Below are 15,195 nucleotides of genomic sequence, written 5' to 3' on the forward strand. Positions count from 1 at the left end.
TCAATCAAAAATCATCAATCATTATGAAACGACTACTAAAACAACTCGTTTTTAAGTACATTGGGCAGGAGGAGCTGACCTCCGGCCCATTAAACAGTCATGAAAAGTACAAGAAGTCCGGACTTACGGAAGAAGAAGCCCTTGCTATTCGAGGGAAAATTAAAAAGGCCTTTGAGGAGGACAAAATTTATCGGAACAACACCATTTGTCTTGACGAACTTTCGGAACACATTCAAGACAATAGGTACAAGGTGTCCCAAGTAATCAACACGTACTTCTCTAAAAACTTTTATTCCTTTTTGAACGAATACAGAATAAAAGAGGCAAAACATCTTCTGGTTTCGGATTCTACTTTAAGTGTAAAGGCCGTTATGTACGAAGTAGGTTTTAACAGCAAGAACAGCTTTTACAATGCCTTTAAAAAAGTAACGGGGCTAAGTCCCAACGATTACAGATCTGTTGCCACGGTAGATTTCAATCAAAACAACATGCAGATGGCATAGCAGAACCCATTAAATCGTTCAGGGCTATTCGCAAAAACCTCTTGGATATCCAAGAGGTTTTTTTCACATCCCATTATCAAATTGTTATCAAATCCATTTTGATGTGTTAAAAACGGTACTTCCCCATGGGCATCAGTTTTTTTGAGGTTCTAGCCGTTTAAAAAGTACCCTCTCCCACACACTTATAAGTTGATTTGTTATGCAATTGTAAAGGTAGGGCGGTGAGAGGCTCTGCTTCTTAAAAAAACAAAATCCATTGAGTTTTGTTCACTTCCCAGAAGTATTATTTGAATTAGCTATCATTTTCCTAGCGCCGTCCACCTTTCTCAGTTGCCCTAACTCATTTGAAATTACTAACAAAACTTTATTCGTATGAAAGTAAAGAAACTGTTTGGAGCACTGCTGGTCATGTGTCTATCAATAGCATTTGCCCATGCCCAAGAAAAAACGGTTACCGGAACGGTCACCGACCAAGAAGGGGTACCCTTGCCCGGTGTTAATATTGTTGTTAAGGGAACCGTTCGGGGTACACAATCCGATTTTGATGGCAATTATGCCATTGAAGCCAGCGAAGGTGATATTCTTGTATTTTCCTATTTGGGACAAAGAACGCAAGAAAGAAGTATTGGTGCAGGGAGTACCATTAACGTACAAATGGCCGAAGATGCATCCCAACTTGAAGAAGTAGTGGTAACCGCTCAAGGTATTGTTCGAGAGAAACGATCCCTAGGATACTCCGTAACCACTGTGGAATCCGACAAAGTGGAATCCAGACCAGAAGCCGACGTTGCCCGTGTATTGAACGGAAAAGTTGCCGGGGTCAACATTACATCCAACAACGGAATGTCCGGTTCAGGCACCAACATTATTATCCGTGGATATTCCTCAGCAACACAATCCAACCAACCGTTATTTATTGTGGATGGTATCCCTTTTGATTCTGGCACCAACACACAGACCAACTTTTTGGATGGAAATACCGAATCCAGTCGATTTTTGGACCTAGATCCAAACAATATAGAAAGTGTAAGTGTATTAAAAGGATTGAGTGCAACCGTATTGTACGGTAACCGAGGCAGAAATGGTGTAATTTTAATTACCACCAAAGGTGCCGCCACAGGTGACACTCCCTCAAAAACCGAAGTTTCCGTTACCCAGTCGGTATTTATGTCTAATGCAGTACTCCCAAAATTCCAAGATAATTACGGAAGCGGGTTTCACCAAGGTTTCGGGTTTTTCTTCAGTAACTGGGGACCTCGTTTTGATCGTACGGACGATGATGGCATAGCCGCGGCAGCACAGTACATAAGAACTGGTCCAAACGGAGTTGCTTTGACGCGACACCCGTTCAACTATATTGCAGACCCGACTCTGATTGCTGGTTACGAGGATCTTTTGGATGACGAATATCCTTATAAACCCTATAATGGCGTCGAGGAATTCTTCAGGACCGGTTATGTGTACAGTACATCCGTTAATATTCGCGGTGGTTCGGAAAAAGTAAACTTTAATGCCAATTATGGCCGCACAGAAGATATTGGGGTTACTCCCGGGAACAGATTATTGCGCAACAACTTCAGTTTGGGAGGTAATGCTACTTTATCCAACAACTTCACTGTTTCGGGTGTGTTCAATTTTGCAAGGACAGGATATAAATCACCTCCAAATGCAGTAAGTACAGGTAGTGGGGCCGCTTTTAACGGTTCTGCCATTTTTGGGGATGTGCTTTATACTCCAAGGAGTGTCGATTTAACCAACATTCCGTTCCAAGCAGCAGATGGCAGGAGTTTATACTATCGTTCAGGAAACGATATCCAAAACCCCTATTGGACCGTGGCCAACTCAAAAACCTCTCAGGAAACCGACCGTTTTACAGGAAATGTTTCCATGAGCTACGCTATTAACGATTGGATGAACCTCACCTATCGTGTTGGTTTGGATACCTACACCGAGTTAAACTCCTATGGACAAAACAAAGGTGGAGTAGATGGACCGACCTTGGGTATTTTAAGGACAACATCTGTAAGGAACTCCATTTGGAACCATGATTTGATTTTAAGTGCAGAAAAAAGTCTTTCCGAAGATTTAGGCCTTACAGCAACTTTGGGTGCCAATAGCCGTAGGGACACCTATGCACAAGATGGTATTGAAAGTCAAGGACAATTGGTATTTGGAGTGCTCGAACACTACAACTTTACCACCCCATCATCTGTTAACTCCTTCTCTGGAATTAATTTGAACCAAAATTTTGAAGAAAACCTAGTTGGAGTTTATTTAGATGCAACCCTCTCATACAAGGATTTGCTCTACCTAAATGTAGTAGGAAGAAACGATTGGTCCTCAACATTGGAAAGGGAAAACAACTCCTTGTTCTATCCAGGAGCCAGTTTATCCTTTATTCCAACAACCGCATTCCCTGCACTGCAAGGAAACGTGCTGAACTATGCCAAACTCAGAGTGGGCTATGGTTCCTCCGCAGGTTTCCCAACCCCATTTAATACACGGGATGTACTTTCCTTGGGCGCAAGGACCTTTGTGGATTTCAATGGCAATGTAGTATCAGGAAACACAGTTTCGGATGTTTTGGGGAACAGGGATTTATCACCAGAGAGAGTTCAAGAACTGGAAATAGGTTTGGACACTCGATTGTTCAACAGCCTCAATTTTAATGTGAGCTTGTACCAGAAATCAACTACCGACCTTATCACTAACCGTACTTTGGACAGTTCCACTGGTTTCCGTTCCACTTTTGTAAACATTGGTGAAGTAGAGACCAAAGGTGTAGAGGTAGATTACGACCTTAATCTATTGAGAGAAAGTGAAGCTGGAATAGGATTTAACCTAGCTGGAAACTTTACTGCCAACGAAACCATTGTTACCGATTTGGCCGAAGGTACCAACAACATCCTATTGACTTTTGCCGTAGCTGGCGAAGCAGCCAACTACGCCGTGGAAGGTAGGCCCTTTGGTGTTTTGCTCGGGAGCACTATTCTAAAAGATGACAATGGCAACAAAGTTGTAGGCCCAAATGGTCGCTATTTGGTAGACAATAATATTACCGAAATCGGTGACCCCAATCCAGATTGGACCACTGCATTGATTCCAACCATTACCTTCAAAAACTTCACCCTATCGGCCAACTTACAGTATCGCCACGGTGGAGATGTGTATTCGGTAACCACTGCAGGATTGATCGGTCGTGGTGTGGTTGATCTGGACAATCCGATCCACAGGGAGTCCAATTATATTCTACCGGGAGTTTTTGCTGACGGCACACCCAATAATGTTGCCATTTCGTCCACAGAATTTGGGTTCAACACCTTTTTTGCCGGTGGTATCAATGAAGCAAATATTTTTGATGGTACCACTATCCGCCTTCAGGAAGCTTCATTAGGGTATTCCATTCCCAAGAAAATGTTGGATAAAACGCCTTTTGGCAGTTTGTCCTTGACGCTTTCAGGATCTAACCTATGGTACAAAGCGGTAAACTTCCCAGATAATGTTCGTTACGATACCAACTCATCAAGTACCGGTGTGGGCAACGGGCAAGGAATTGATTTCTTCACAGGCCCTTCCACCAGAAGGTATGGTCTTACCGTAAGAGCATCATTTTAAAAGCAGCTAACTAGAATCAAAAAATATATTATGAAAAAAATATCAAATATACTAAGTCTCGTAATCGCTGCACTGACAGTTATGTTGGGCTGTGAGACCACATCCTTGGATGTTGTGGAGAGTCCGAATGCATTAAACCCTTCGCAGGCGAGCGTCGATTTCTTTCTAAATCAAATACAACTCATGACCGCGCAAATCCATTCCGGTGAAGAGGGGCGCGCCGAAAACGGCCTCAGTCAATTTGGAATGGAACCGGTAAGAATGCAACACGGGTTTGGCCCAACGTATCGTGAAAGTTATGATCCATCGGATTTTGATAGGGTTTGGGACAATGTTTACGCAAGGGCTTTGATCGATATCAGAACCATGAACCCCTTGGCAGAAGACGCTGGCCAGTACACCCATCTTGCCATTGGGCAAATTTTGGAAGCCTATATCATGATGTCCATGGTGGATTTCTTTGGAGATGTACCCTATTCAGAGGCAGTATCTGGCGGTGAAGGTATTCTGAACCCCACTGTGGATTCAGGAGCTTCCATTTACCAAGCGGCAGACCAACTTTTAGTCGATGCCATTGCCAACCTGAATAAAGATGAGACGTCTTTACCCTCCAATGACCTTTTTTACGACGGCAACGAAAGTCAATGGAAAAAAGTCGCCAATACCATGCGATTGAAGCTATACCTGCAAACACGTTTGGCCAGTGCCGATGGGTTTGGGGCATCTGTTTCCACCTCGCGCATCAACGAGTTGATCAGTGGAAACCAGTTAATTTTAGATCCTTCCGATGATTTCTTGTTCCAATGGGGCACCAACAATGCCTCCCCAGATAGTAGACATCCTTATTTTGATGCCAACTACGATGGCGCAGGGCCAAGTTCAGACTTTTATACCTGTAACTATTATATGGATTTGATGGCCAATCAGTATAGTGATCCAGACCCAAGAATACGGTACTACTTTTACCGACAACAGTCAGATTTTTCGGGTGCCGATGTTGTTACCAAAGAATGTGTTACGGAAATATCCTTGCCCGCTTGGTGGGATCCTTCACAACCCTATTGCTTAGTGCCCGCAACCAATGGTCTAAGCGGATATTGGGGAAGAAACCACTTGGATGACGACGGAATTCCACCAGATGATGCCTTTAGAACATTGCATGGTACATACCCTGTTGGTGGACCTTTTGATGATGATTCATTTAGAAATGTATCCGGTTCCGGAGCTGTAAATGAAGGTTTGGTAGGAGCAGGTATTTCACCCATTCTAATGTCTTCCTACACCTATTTTATGTTGGCCGAAGCGGCATTGACATTGAACACCACTGGAAATGCCAGGGACTACCTCGAAACAGGAATCAGACAATCCATAGGCACCGTGGTCGATTTTGGGGCATCTTTGGCAAGCGGCACGGGATACGAACCCACCTCAACAGCCATCAACGATCATGTAGCGGAAATATTGGCCAATTATGATGCCGGAGATGATACAGACAAGCTTCGCATTATTGTAGAGCAATACTTTATAGCATTGTGGTGCAACGGGATAGAGGCTTATAACACCTACAGAAGAACCGGTCAACCGGACAACCTCACTCCTGCTTTTACCACCAACGACCCGGGGCCGTTCCTAAGATCTATGTGGTATTCGCAAACCGCAGCGGACAGCAATACGAACATTACACAGAAAAGCGCTCCTAGCACTCCTGTGTTTTGGGACACCAACCCAGACGGATTCGTTGATTGATTTAAAACTAAAAAACAATACAGATGAAAAGTAATTTTAAATACATATTAGGTCTTATTCTCCTAATTTTGGGAATTGTAGCTTGCGAGGACAACGACAAAAATCCGATCAATGTTTTTGAACTGGAAGATTCAGCAGCTCCTTATGTTAGGATTTTGTTGGATGAAACCATTGTTGCGAAAGGCGATTTGGCCAATTCCACCTTTTCTGGTACAGTTGACGACCCTAGCGACAATGTAGCTTCGTGGGATTTAAGCGTAACCTTGGAATCGGGCGGAGTCTCCACCGATACAGTACCTCTGGCAACAATAACGGAATTTCCAAGTGACATTTCCATTCCCTATACCGATATCGCAAGTGCCCTGGGCATAACCGTTGATGATATTTCGGGGGGTGACTTTATCCGATTTTTAGGCAAATCCACTGGAGTTGATGGTACAGAAACTACTGCGGAAAACTATAGTGCCACCGTAACCGGACAGCCAGAACAGTTACAGGCCTTTAATTTTATAGTACTGGTCAAATGTTCCCCAATTTCCGGAACCACAGTTCCCGGGACTTGGGTAATTGATATGCAGGACCTTTATGGCGATGGATGGGACGGTGCCTTTGTTACTTTTGAAATTGATGGCGTTACGACGGATTATACTTTTACCGGAGGTGATGCAGCAACTTTCAATGTGGATGTACCAGAAGGAACAAGCTCATTGGTAATTTCCTATACCAGTGGCGCTTTTGAAGAAGAACATGTTTACACTATTGAAACACCGGATGGCGAAGTACTGGGGCCTTTTGGACCCAACCCGTCTCCCTGTATCAATTGATTTTTTACATTGAACTCGTCTTGAGTTCGTATTGTTCAAAAAAAGTCCCGATCCATTTAGGTCGGGACTTTTTTTGGAACAAATAAGTTCTACTAAATCGGGAATGGTACTTGTAGTTGAGGATTTCCGCAAAAAATAATCCATCCACGTAATTTTAGCGTATATAAAAAGTAATCCTCATAACAGCCTTGAACCCAAAATATCTTTTCAAAAGTATTTGTTTCATTTTTTGAATGTATTTGAATTAGTCCAATCTTCAAGGCTGTTTTTACTTCTTCAGGTAATCCAAAGTAGAATTAAGTAAAAATCCTTGCAACTTCTTCCTGCAATAGGACTTACCTTTGCGTTTTAAGAAAATAAGCTTGGACAACACTTCTCGATCAACCAACAAAAAAGCACTTTTATCTCTTGCCATAGGCGGTTTTGGCATAGGCCTAACGGAATTCGTGATTATGGGAATTCTTCCCAACATTGCTCAATCCATGGAAATTTCCATACCTAAAGCAGGACATTTTATCGCCATTTACGCCTTGGGCGTGGTAATCGGTGCCCCTGTAATGGCTCGAATCACAAACAACTTAAACCCTAAAAAAACTTTGTTGTTCTTGATGTTATGGTTTACGGTTTTCAATACCTTATCCGCATTTTCCGGCAACTATTGGGTTATGATGTTCTTTCGGTTTTTATCCGGAATGCCGCATGGAGCCTTTTTTGGTATTGGTGCCGTAGTATCGGGATATTTGGCCAAACCGGGCAAAGCGGCCCAAGCCATGGCCATTATGTTTTCCGGATTGACCATTGCCAATATTTTAGGGGTGCCTTTGGGTACTTATATTGGACAGGAATTACATTGGAGCTATTCGTTTATGTTAGTGGGCGTTGCAGGTATTGCCACTTTATCCAGCCTTTATTTTTGGATGCCCAAAGAGGACTTGGAAGAAGTTGATGACCCAGGTGCCAAAAGCGCATCACCTGCTTTAAAAAACAAAAAACTATGGGCCTTGATTGCTTTGACCACTGTGGGTACTGGTGGCTTTTTTGCTTGGTACAGCTACATCGCCCCTTTAGTGATCTCTGTAACAAAACTGCCCGAAGCAAACGTAGGATACGTGATGATCGTGGCTGGGCTGGGAATGTTTTTTGGCAATTTTTTGGGAGCAAGAATGGTGGAAACATTCAACCCGGTGAAGTCGGTGGTCATTAGCATGCTATCCATGACGGTCATCTTGATTCTCAACGCGCTTTTTGCCAGCAATGGTATTGCCATATTTGTCTTAAGCTTTTTTGTTGGGGTCATTACGTTTACCATCGCAGCTCCTATCCAAATTGCCATTATAAAAGCCGCAAAGGGTGCAGAAAAATTAGGCTCTTCCATGAACCAGAGTGCATTCAACATGGGAAATGCCTCAGGGGCCTATTTTGGTGGGCTACCCATGGTATTTGGACTGGGGGTTAACTACGCCAGTGTAGTCGGGGGTATTTTAGCTTGCATTGGAGCCTGTATCGGAATTGCAATCCTATACCAGAAAAAGAAGAAAAAAGAACCCGTACATTCTTAATAAGGGGTCTATCGCTTTCTTTCCCTAACACAAAACTCTTTATAATTCCTTATTGTTTACTAGCTTTAGCTAATCATTAAAATTTTAGCTTTTGAGAACGCTGGTCTTATTGTTGATTTTTATCGGGATGATCAATCCAAATACCAATTTCGAGCACAAAAAACAGGATAGTAGATTTGCCACACTTGTTTTTTCTGATGAATTTGATAACGAAGGTAGGCCAGATGACCAAAAATGGCATCATCAGGTTATTCCCCCGAACAATGGTAGCTGGCATAATGATGAACTACAACACTATACGGACAGGCCAGAAAACTCCTTTGTGAACGATGGTTCCTTAAAAATAAAGGCCATCAAAGAACAATATTCGTACAACGGAAGTACAAAAGAATATACTTCCGCTAGATTGAATACAAAATTTGCCTTCACCTACGGCCGGGTAGAGGTACGAGCCAAACTTCCAAGCAATGCAGGTACTTGGCCCGCTATTTGGACGTTGGGTGCCAATGTAAACGAAACTGGAAATTATTTCGGGAATCAATACGGCAGCGTGGGCTGGCCACTTTGCGGTGAAATAGATATTATGGAACAAACCGGTTGGGACAAGAGCAGTACCATATCCCATTTTCATTGGGGTGACCTAAATACCGAGGAATATATGGATACGGGAGGCGAAACGACTGTTGCCAATGCATCCTCCGAATATCATATCTATACTATGGAATGGGATAGTGAAAGTATTAAGACCTATGTTGACGATACCTTGGTTTTTGAATTGCCCAACACCAATAACAAACCTTATAATCACGAACATTATTTGATTCTGAACACTGCCATAGGCGGGAATCTAGGTGGTGATGTACCAAGCGATTTTACAGAAGATACCTTTGAAATTGATTATGTAAGAATATACCAGTAATGCCTTAAAAATTGGTAAAGAGAGTTAGACCTTCGGCTTTTTTATTGCTCAAGTTCCTTAATATCAAAAAAAACAAGCTCCTGATTATTAAATTTCGCTGTGGCTTCTATTGGGTTGCAGCACACTTCACAATCTTCTACATAGGTTTGATGCGGCACCGAACTATCCAAAAGAAAGGATATTTCTTCCCAACAGTATGGACATTGGAAAAAATGTTCGTACATCTTCTAAAAATCCACATTGAGCAACTGACCGCTAACTTGAAGCATTTGAAGTTCCGCCAATTTTGCATTGTATTTGGCCTGACTTTTGGCCAGTTCTGCATTTAACAAGTTCAACTGGGCCTGCCTAAATTCTATTGAGGTTATTTGCCCAAGTTTGTAGCGCTCATCGGTACGCTTAAAGTTGTTTTGGTTGGTCTGTAGGTTTTTCTCCTGAACCTCCAGTACGTACAGCGCATTGGTATAGCTGTCCCAAGCATTGCGAATATCTCTTTCCACCTCCAATTGTATCTGCTTTTTCGCTATCTCTTGGTTTTTATAGGCGATTTTGGCATTCTTTATCCCAGTTATGGTGGTTCCGCCATCAAACAAATTCCATGTTAAGTTTATAGTTCCCGTAACCCCTGTAGAGGTATTTTGCAAAACAAAAGCCAATGGACTGTTGTTGTTGGACTCGTTCCAACCGTAAGTTCCTGTCAATCCAATAGTAGGCAAATAACCGCTTTTGGCTACCCGAATGTCGTTAAGGCCCATATTGATGTCCTTTTCCACAATTTGAAGCCTTACGTTGTTCATTTGTGCCTCATTGTACATATTTTCCATTTGAAGTCCAGGAACAAAAGTTACTGTTGTATCCGTACCAAATTGGGCAGATAGATCACGGTTCAATATCAAATTCAAATCCCTCATGGTATTTCTGAGCTGTTGCTTGGAGTTCAATAGATTAATGCTATCTGTGTTGATATCCACTTCAGCATTCAATACATCCAATCCTGTATTCTGTCCATATTCAAATTGATATTGCGCCCTTTTTAATCTATCCTTCGAAATTTCCAACGCCTGCTCCAATGTTGCGGTATTTTCGGTAAGGCGGGCTGCTTCATAATATACTGTAAACAACTGTAAAATTGTGTTTTCAATGGTCTGCCTGACCTCCAACTCGGATTGTTCGGACCGTTCCTGAAAACTTTTGTAATTATAATACCTTCCCAATCCATCGAACAAAGTATAGTTTACATTAACCGCAGCACTATACCTTCTGGTTTCGGCCCCTTCTGCTGTACGGGTATCTCCATTGCCCAAAACCCCTTCGGAATTTTGTTTATCTATACTTCCGCTGGCATTTCCTGTTACCGATGGCAAATAACCAGAGTTAAGGATATCGGCATTGTTGTCATCTATCAATTTGGTATTACGGGCCACTTTGATATCCAGATTGTTTTCCAAAATCAAATCAATGGCTTCTTGTTTGGTGAGTATTTGATCTTGGGCGTTTGCCATTGGACCAAAAAACAACAAAATCAGGGATACGGTATAAAAAATGCTTTTCATTATGTGGTCTCTTCTTCTACAACTTTTGAGGTTTCTTCTCCATTCTGAGAAGCGTTTTTACTATCGGTTCCATTTAAGGCAACGCCATCTGCTTCCATTTCCTCCTCTTCATGCTGCTCACGAATGGCCCGTTCCACTTCTTCGGACGTAACCTCTTCCCCGGTCCACAACTTTTTGGCCGCAACCTTTACATTGTTTCCAAAGGAAAGCAGCAAGGGCAGCAGCAACAAAGTCAAAATAGTGGCAAAACCGATTCCGTAGGCAATGGAGATTGCCATTGGTTTTAAAAATTGGGCTTGACGGCTTTTCTCTAAAAGCAATGGTGCCAAACCTGCAATTGTAGTAACCGAGGTAAGGAATATGGCCCTAAAGCGGGAGCGGCCTGCTTCATAAATGGCTTCGTTAAATTTCATCCCACTTCGAAGATTGATATTGAACTTACCAATTAGTACCAGTCCATCGTTTACCATAATTCCAATTAGTGCAATAATTCCCAACATAGAAAGAATGTTGATCGGGAATCCGTGCAGCCAGTGTCCCCAAGCCACAGCGGTCAAGCTAAATGGAACCATAAAAATCAACAGCAATGGTTGACTTATACTTCTAAACGTGAAAGCGATGGTTATAAATATGAGGAAGATTACAATTGGCCCAACAAAACCAAGAGATCCAATCAATTTATTGGCCTCTCTGTTCTGCCCTTCGTAAGATGGGCTTATTGATGGGTATTTGGCCAGAATTTCTGGCATTACCTCATTTCGTATCCACAGCATGGCATCGGTTCCACTTGTAGTTTCCGGGTCGGTCAAATCTGAAGAAACCTGTATTTCCCTTCTACCTTCTAGGTGGTTGATGGCCACATCTCCCCTTTCAATGGTATAGCTTGCAATCTCTTTTAGGGGGATACGGTCTCCGCTGGGTGCCAAAATCCGCATTTCATCCAAATCTGAAATGGATGATCTGTTTTCTCTATCGTACCGGACCCAAACCCTAATTTCATCCTGACCTCGTTGAAAACGTTGTGCCTGTGCTCCAAAGAAGCCTCCTCTAACCTGATTCATCACAGTTCTAAGGTCCAGGCCGAGCAGGTATGCATTTTCTTTAAGTTCCAAACGTATTTCCTTGATTCCGGCCGGATCATTGTCCGTTACATCCTTAAGGTTCGCATTTTCTTCCATCGCTTGTTTAAGCTCTTCTTTTGCTGCCTTTAGCTCGGTAATATTGTTGCCCAAAAGGGACACGGAAACAGGGTTTCCACCAAAATTACCTCCAGAACCATATATTAAACTCTCTACGCCAATAACAGGGCCTACCAGTTCTCGAAGCCTGGTAGTCACCATATCGGCGCGGATATCATCGGGGCGTTCTTCACCGGGTAGTAGGTTTATCTCTAATTCAGCAGAAGAAGAACCTGGTCCCAAGTTCTTTATCATATTCACAAAAAGCATCTTATCCATGCCTTGCAAATATTGATCAGTAAGTTCCTGATTTACAATGTGCGCTTTTTCCTGAATAAGGCTTATAATGGAATCCGTTACTTTTTCGTTTGTACCATTGGGCATGGTAAGCTCTATGGACACTTGATCACTTGCAATTCTTGGAAAGAATGAAGTACGGATAACTCCTCCCCCAATGGAACCTAAAGTTAATGCCAAAGCCATAAAGAACAGGGCAAAGGTCAAAAACTTATAGTTCAACATAAAGCGAAGTGCAGGGCTGTACCAGTTATCCCTCATGTAGTTCATTAACCTATCGCCCATTTTATTGATAACCCTGAGTTTTGCAAAAACCTTTGCAACACCTGTTTTGGGTTCGGTGTTTTTAGGACGAAGGGCTTTGGAGTGTGCCAAGTGAGCTGGCAAAATAATCAATGCCTCTACCAAGGACACCACCAAGGTGAGAATTACAATCACGGATACTTCGCTAAAGAATTCACCGATACGGCTATCCAAGAAAAGGAAAATGGAAAAGGCCAAAATTGTGGTGATTATCGCTGAAATAATGGGCGGTATCACTTCCATGGTGCCATCCAAAGCGGCTTGTACCGGAGATTTCCCGTCTTCATAATGTTGATAGATGTTCTCTGCGATCACAATCCCATCATCTACCAAAATACCGATAACGATAATCATCCCGAACAGGGAAAGAACGTTAATGGTAACATTGAACATGGGGGCAAAAACGAACATTCCCAAAAATGCGATGGGAAGTCCAAAGGCTACCCAAAATGCCAATCGGGTATTTAAAAAGAGGGATAAAAACACCAATACCAAAATCATCCCTACGATGGCATTCTCGGTTAAAAGTTGGGTACGTTGTGTTAAAGTAGTGGAACGGTCATCTATAACGTTCAACTGTACATTGGTATACTTTTCGTTGAATTCTTTAATGTACTGCCTAACTTTTTCTGCAGAGCCCATTAAATCCTCTGTATTTGTACTGGTGATGGTTATATTAACTGCCAATTCTCCATTAAAATAGGATGCATTGGGAGTCTCTGAAAACCTGTCCCGTATCGTAGCTACATCTTTTAAGCGTATGGTACGGCCTGCTGCATCACCCCGAACTACAACATTGGAAAGCTCATCCCCGTAATAGGAGCGGTTGTTGGCACGTATTAGATATTCTTCGGTAGCGGTTTTAATATTACCTCCCGTTACCAAAATGTTTGCATTGGAAACGGCTTGTGCTACATCGGCAAAAGATAAATTATAGGCCAAGAGACTGTTCTCATCTACCGCAATCTCGATTTCTTCATCGGGATAGCCGGCTATTTGAATTTGAGAGATTCCATCAATAGCCCTAAGATCGTTTTCTATTTGGCGGCCAATTTGTTTTAAGGTGGCCAAGGGAATATCCTTTCCGCTTACTGCAAAACTAATGGTGGGCCTAACCGGTTCTTGCTTGGCAACAATCAAAGGTTCCATGCCCGTAGGAAAGGTCGGTACCCTATCCACAGCATTTTTAACCTCTAACAACATAAAGTCTACATTCCTCTCTTTCTCAATCTCCACATTGATTGTACCACTGTTTTCCCTTGATGTAGAGGTTACCCTTTCCACACCTTCAAGCCCCTTTAGGTTATCCTCAATTTTTAGGACGATACCTTCCTCGACTTCTTGTGGCGAAGCTCCTGGGTAAGCAATGGTAATTGTAATGTTACGTGCCTCGGTAAGAGGAAAAAAAGATGATTTTAAGGAAAGTATTCCCACAACCCCAAAAACAAAAAATGCCAAAATAAAGACATTCACTGCCATGTGGTATTTAATAAAATACGAGATGAGTTTTCTCACGGCTGGGGGATTTAGGATTTACTTTCGTCAAACGTTTTAACCAACATACCTGCGTAGGCACCGGTAATGGGTTTTGCCACTATAACTTCTCCATCGGGAACGTTCTTAAGCACTACGGTTTTGTCCGTAAAAAAGATAGGCTTTACATCCATTAGGTCTAAAATGGAGTCCCTGACCACAAAAATCTGGTTGTTTTCCAACAACAAGGACCGACTGATTTCTATGGCATCTGGCTCTTCTTTTGCTTCTAGGTTGGCTTCAAGATACTGACCTTCTTTTAAATTATCGCCACTTACTTCAATGTAAACCGTTATGGTCTGGGAGTTTTGGTCCACTCGACTGTTCACACGGGTTACTTCGCCCATGTATGTCTGTGTTTTTTCAAGATTGGACAATTCCACTTTTCTACCCACACGCAAAAAGTCTCCGTAGGTCTTGCTAACGGAAACTTCGAGTTCGTACAGTCCGGTATCAATAAACTCTCCTAGTTTTTGTCCTGACCTGACCAATGTTCCCTCTGTGACCAAGGCTTCGGTCAACACTCCGGTAAAAGGAGCAGAAATGGTGTATTTGGACAGTCGCTGTTCCAAATTCTTTACGTTATAGTATGTAGTAATGATCTCTCTTCCGGTTATGAAGAATTTTTCTTTTTCTGAATCCATCTTGGGTAGCTCGGGAGTAGTTTTCTCCAAATCGAACTCATTGAGGTATTGCTGCCATTTTGGATAAATCTCCGGGTAATCCAACCGTAAATCGGGCATTATGGACGTAAGCAAGTTATATAGATTGCTTTTGGCCGATTGCACGGTAGCGTAATACTCGTTTGCATCTATTTTTATAAGCGTTTGACCAGCCGAATATTGCTGTCCTGTTCGGAACAATTTGCTTCCTGACCTAAATACTCCTTGTACTTCGGAGTAAAGCTCTACACGTTTTTTGGCTATAAGGTTTCCATTGGCCGGTACCATTATGGGGATGGTCGTATTTTTTACCGTGTCCACAAAAACAGTCTTTACCACCTTTTGGGATGGAGGTCTTTTATTGTCCTTACTGCCAGCAATAAGGCCAGCAAAATATAAAGAGGCCAATATGATAATACCCCCGACAACTGCTGATATTATAAGCTTTCGCATTCGTTAGTTGGTTTAGTAGCTACAAATCTATCCCCTACTTTTTTTACAAT

General features: G+C 42.4%; 10 protein-coding genes. 6 read left to right on the plus strand and 4 right to left on the minus strand.

Annotated features, from left to right (window positions below):
• Positions 1-23: 23 nt before the first annotated feature.
• From GO009_RS12585 to GO009_RS12610, 6 genes are all read left to right on the plus strand, one after another.
• Positions 24-503: an AraC family transcriptional regulator gene (locus tag GO009_RS12585; RefSeq protein WP_163626598.1), complete on the plus strand. Its 480-nt coding sequence runs from the start codon at positions 24-26 to the stop codon at positions 501-503.
• A 372-nt stretch (positions 504-875) separates the two neighbouring features.
• Positions 876-4,118: a SusC/RagA family TonB-linked outer membrane protein gene (locus GO009_RS12590; RefSeq protein ID WP_163626599.1), complete on the plus strand. Its 3,243-nt coding sequence runs from the start codon at positions 876-878 to the stop codon at positions 4,116-4,118.
• Between the two features lie 30 nt (positions 4,119-4,148).
• Positions 4,149-5,864: a SusD/RagB family nutrient-binding outer membrane lipoprotein gene (locus GO009_RS12595; protein WP_163626600.1), complete on the plus strand. Its 1,716-nt coding sequence runs from the start codon at positions 4,149-4,151 to the stop codon at positions 5,862-5,864.
• Positions 5,865-5,887: 23 nt separating this feature from the next.
• Complete coding sequence (locus GO009_RS12600) at positions 5,888-6,688, plus strand: hypothetical protein (protein WP_163626601.1); 801 nt, start codon at positions 5,888-5,890, stop codon at positions 6,686-6,688.
• A gap of 341 nt (positions 6,689-7,029) precedes the next feature.
• Complete coding sequence (locus GO009_RS12605; RefSeq protein WP_239057460.1) at positions 7,030-8,247, plus strand: MFS transporter; 1,218 nt, start codon at positions 7,030-7,032, stop codon at positions 8,245-8,247.
• 91 nt (positions 8,248-8,338) lie between these two features.
• The gene (locus tag GO009_RS12610) at positions 8,339-9,166 is read left to right on the plus strand and encodes a family 16 glycosylhydrolase (RefSeq protein ID WP_239057461.1); all 828 of its coding nucleotides are present in this window, start codon (positions 8,339-8,341) and stop codon (positions 9,164-9,166) included.
• A gap of 41 nt (positions 9,167-9,207) precedes the next feature.
• Here the strand turns inward: GO009_RS12610 and GO009_RS12615 are convergent, their stop codons facing one another.
• The 4 genes from GO009_RS12615 to GO009_RS12630 are packed head-to-tail and all read right to left on the minus strand — an operon-like array spanning position 9,208 to position 15,145.
• Positions 9,208-9,390: a CPXCG motif-containing cysteine-rich protein gene (locus GO009_RS12615; RefSeq protein WP_163626603.1), complete on the minus strand. Its 183-nt coding sequence runs from the start codon at positions 9,388-9,390 to the stop codon at positions 9,208-9,210.
• Between the two features lie 3 nt (positions 9,391-9,393).
• Positions 9,394-10,719 carry a TolC family protein gene (locus tag GO009_RS12620; RefSeq protein ID WP_163626604.1) on the minus strand — a complete coding sequence of 442 codons (1,326 nt, stop codon included), beginning with the start codon at positions 10,717-10,719 and terminating at the stop codon, positions 9,394-9,396.
• Positions 10,719-14,012: an efflux RND transporter permease subunit gene (locus GO009_RS12625; protein ID WP_163626605.1), complete on the minus strand. Its 3,294-nt coding sequence runs from the start codon at positions 14,010-14,012 to the stop codon at positions 10,719-10,721. The genes GO009_RS12620 and GO009_RS12625 overlap by 1 nt, the downstream gene beginning before the upstream one ends.
• Positions 14,013-14,023: 11 nt before the next feature.
• Positions 14,024-15,145 (minus strand): efflux RND transporter periplasmic adaptor subunit, encoded by a 1,122-nt coding sequence (locus GO009_RS12630; protein WP_163626606.1) that lies wholly within the window; start codon positions 15,143-15,145, stop codon positions 14,024-14,026.
• Between the last annotated feature and the right edge of the window lie 50 nt (positions 15,146-15,195).

Source organism: Allomuricauda sp. TY007, from assembly GCF_010468565.1.
Lineage (GTDB): Bacteria > Bacteroidota > Bacteroidia > Flavobacteriales > Flavobacteriaceae > Flagellimonas.

What these genes read in the sequence shown, in the direction of transcription:
- GO009_RS12590 (WP_163626599.1), top strand. Translation starts at nt 876, where the DNA reads ATGAAAGTAAAGAAACTGTTTGGAGCACTGCTGGTCATGTGTCTATCA.
- GO009_RS12600 (WP_163626601.1), top strand. Translation starts at nt 5,888, where the DNA reads ATGAAAAGTAATTTTAAATACATATTAGGTCTTATTCTCCTAATTTTG.
- GO009_RS12620 (WP_163626604.1), bottom strand. Translation starts at nt 10,719, where the DNA reads ATGAAAAGCATTTTTTATACCGTATCCCTGATTTTGTTGTTTTTTGGT.
- GO009_RS12585 (WP_163626598.1), top strand. Translation starts at nt 24, where the DNA reads ATGAAACGACTACTAAAACAACTCGTTTTTAAGTACATTGGGCAGGAG.
- GO009_RS12615 (WP_163626603.1), bottom strand. Translation starts at nt 9,390, where the DNA reads ATGTACGAACATTTTTTCCAATGTCCATACTGTTGGGAAGAAATATCC.
- GO009_RS12595 (WP_163626600.1), top strand. Translation starts at nt 4,149, where the DNA reads ATGAAAAAAATATCAAATATACTAAGTCTCGTAATCGCTGCACTGACA.
- GO009_RS12630 (WP_163626606.1), bottom strand. Translation starts at nt 15,145, where the DNA reads ATGCGAAAGCTTATAATATCAGCAGTTGTCGGGGGTATTATCATATTG.